This window comes from Dietzia sp. B19 (assembly GCF_014145155.1).
Classification (GTDB): domain Bacteria; phylum Actinomycetota; class Actinomycetes; order Mycobacteriales; family Mycobacteriaceae; genus Dietzia; species Dietzia natronolimnaea.
In genome coordinates this window covers 1-2,265 of sequence record NZ_JAALED010000538.1, presented here as the reverse complement: position 1 = coordinate 2,265, position 2,265 = coordinate 1, and the positions used below count along the sequence as shown (strand labels likewise).

Annotated in this window: 2 protein-coding genes; one reads left to right on the top strand and one right to left on the bottom strand. The window is 70.4% G+C overall.

Annotated features, from left to right (window positions below; all coding sequences use genetic code 11):
* On the top strand, positions 1 to 736 hold a 736-nt coding region (locus G6020_RS14640; protein ID WP_182611110.1), incomplete at its 5' end, for an HNH endonuclease signature motif containing protein.
* Between the two features lie 23 nt (positions 737 to 759).
* On the opposite strand, the gene G6020_RS14635 is transcribed toward G6020_RS14640, so the two are convergent.
* Complete coding sequence (locus G6020_RS14635) at positions 760 to 2,226, bottom strand: NAD(P)/FAD-dependent oxidoreductase (protein WP_241732739.1); 1,467 nt, start codon at positions 2,224 to 2,226, stop codon at positions 760 to 762.
* Positions 2,227 to 2,265 lie beyond the last annotated feature (39 nt).

Genomic DNA, 2,265 nt, shown 5'->3' with positions numbered 1-2,265 from the left:
GGCTCGCCGGGTCATCATCCACGCATACGACGATGGCACCCCGGACAATCGCGGCATCACCCTCGCCGGGTACGGGCCGATCACCCGGCACACCGCCGAGGAACTGCAGCGCGACGCCAGGCGGCGGGTCAACGCACTCTCCGAACTCGCGGATCCGGACACCGCCGCTGCGCGGCGCCACACCCCGTCCGAGGCCCTGGCCCGCTTCTGTCGGGGGCGCGACGGTACGTGCGTTTTCCCCGGCTGCCAGACCTCCGCCGAGAAATCCGACCTCGACCACATCGTCCCCTTCGACCATGACCACCCCGACCAGAGCGGACACACGACGTGCGACGACCTCGGCACCCTCTGCCGCTTCCACCACAGACTCAAGACCGACGGGGTGTGGGCCTACTACCGGGAGACCGACGGTTCATACGTGTGGATACACGGCCCCCACCACCCGAACAGGGACCCCGCAACCCGCATCACGACCTTCCCCACGGGGCCTTTCGCCGGCCACGCCGCACCACGACACCCTGAGGCGAGCCGACTACAGCGGGAGGCAGCCGAAGCGGGTGAGACCGGCTCCGGATCGGCCGAGTCGCGGCGGCGACCCCACCTGCGCCACCGTCGCGATGTCGAGAGACGCAACCTCCGTGCGCAGGCTCGACTCTGGCGACAGGCACCACAGACCGGTCCGGTGTCTCCGCCCACGCCGTCGACTCCCCTGTCGGACGAGGAGCCCCCGTTCTGATGGGCTGCGCGCGACTCTCGACGTCAGAAGCGCGAGCTCGTCGGATACCACCCGTCGGAGGCGTCGTGGGGACCGATGGATCGGACCTCGATGTGCTCGAACGACGCGAAGTCACCGGCGAGCCTGTCCCAGTTCTCGCGGGTGATCGCAGTGGTGATCGCCGAGGCGATCCGCCCGATCCCGCCGTAGATCCCGGAGAGCTGGTTCCCGGTGACGCCCATGGAGGCCCGCGCACCGGTCGAGAAGTGGTGCAGCCGGGTGAGCCACGGGGCGGTGCCCGGATCGCGTTCGGTGAACTCGAACCCCGGACCCAGGTAGGGACTCCGTCCGGCCGGGTGATCGACCGCGGGAGGGTGGCGGTCGGACCACAACGCGATGTCGTCGACGAACTCGGTGAGCTCCGGACGCATCTGCAGGTCCACCTGGTATCCGGTCGCGGACAGCACGACGTCAGCGTGGAACCGCCCCCTGGTGGTGTCGATCGCGATCTCCTGCCCACCGGTGCCGGTGTGGACCATCGAGACTGCGTTCCACCCACAGCCGGTGTGCAAGGCGAAGCCGGAGTGAGTGAAGCACCGCCACACCGCGTGCTGCGTGGGCGGCTGCGGAAGACCTCCGGACATCACGCCGAAGTCCCACTTGCGCTGGTCGTCCAGGTCGTAGAAGCGCTCCTGCATGCCCGGGAACTCCATCCACCGCAGCGGGTTGGAGGCCGGGACCGTCGCCCGTCGCACGAACACATGCGCCCGGACGGCGCCGTGGTCCAGCGCGGTGGCCGCGTTGTCGAACCCGGAGGCGCCGCCGCCCAGCACCGCCACCCGCTGACCCCGCAATGCGGTGAAGTCGATCGGGTCCTCCGTGTGGAACCAGCGTTCGCGGGGCAGAGAGGAGATGAACTCCGGCACGCGCACACCGCCCCCGCCCGCGAGCCCGAGTGCGCAGACGATGCGCCGGGCGGTCAGCGTGGTCTCCCGACCCTCCGGACCACGCAGATCCACGGAAAACGGCCCGTCCGGGGTGGCGGGGCGGTGAATCGCGGTGACCCGGGTCCGATGCTGGACGCTGATCCTCGTGACCTCCCGGTACCAGCGCAGGTAGTCGTTCCAGTCCAGGCGGGGAATGAGCTCGACGGCGGCCCAGGCGGCCTCTCCGTAGACGGCCTCGAACCAGCGCCGGACGTGGAGGGAGGGGACGTCGAACTCGATGCCCCTCATATGTTTGGGGCTGCGCAGGGTGTGCATGCGGGCATAGCGGTCCCAGCAGCCCACCTCGTGTTCCGGACCGTCGTCCACCACCAGGACGCGGTCGATCCGTTGGCGCTGCAGTGCGAACGCCGTGCCCAGGCCGGCCTGCCCGCCGCCGATCACCAGGACGTCGAGTTCCGTGGACCCGGGAGCGCGGGGGATCCAGTCGCGGGCATGGCTGGTGGCGGCGATGTCCTCGTGCACACGGGCCCGGAGTGTCGCCAGGCGAGCGTCCGCGTCGGGCAGGCGGCGGGAGGTCTGGGCCTCGGCCTCGGCCTCGGCCGC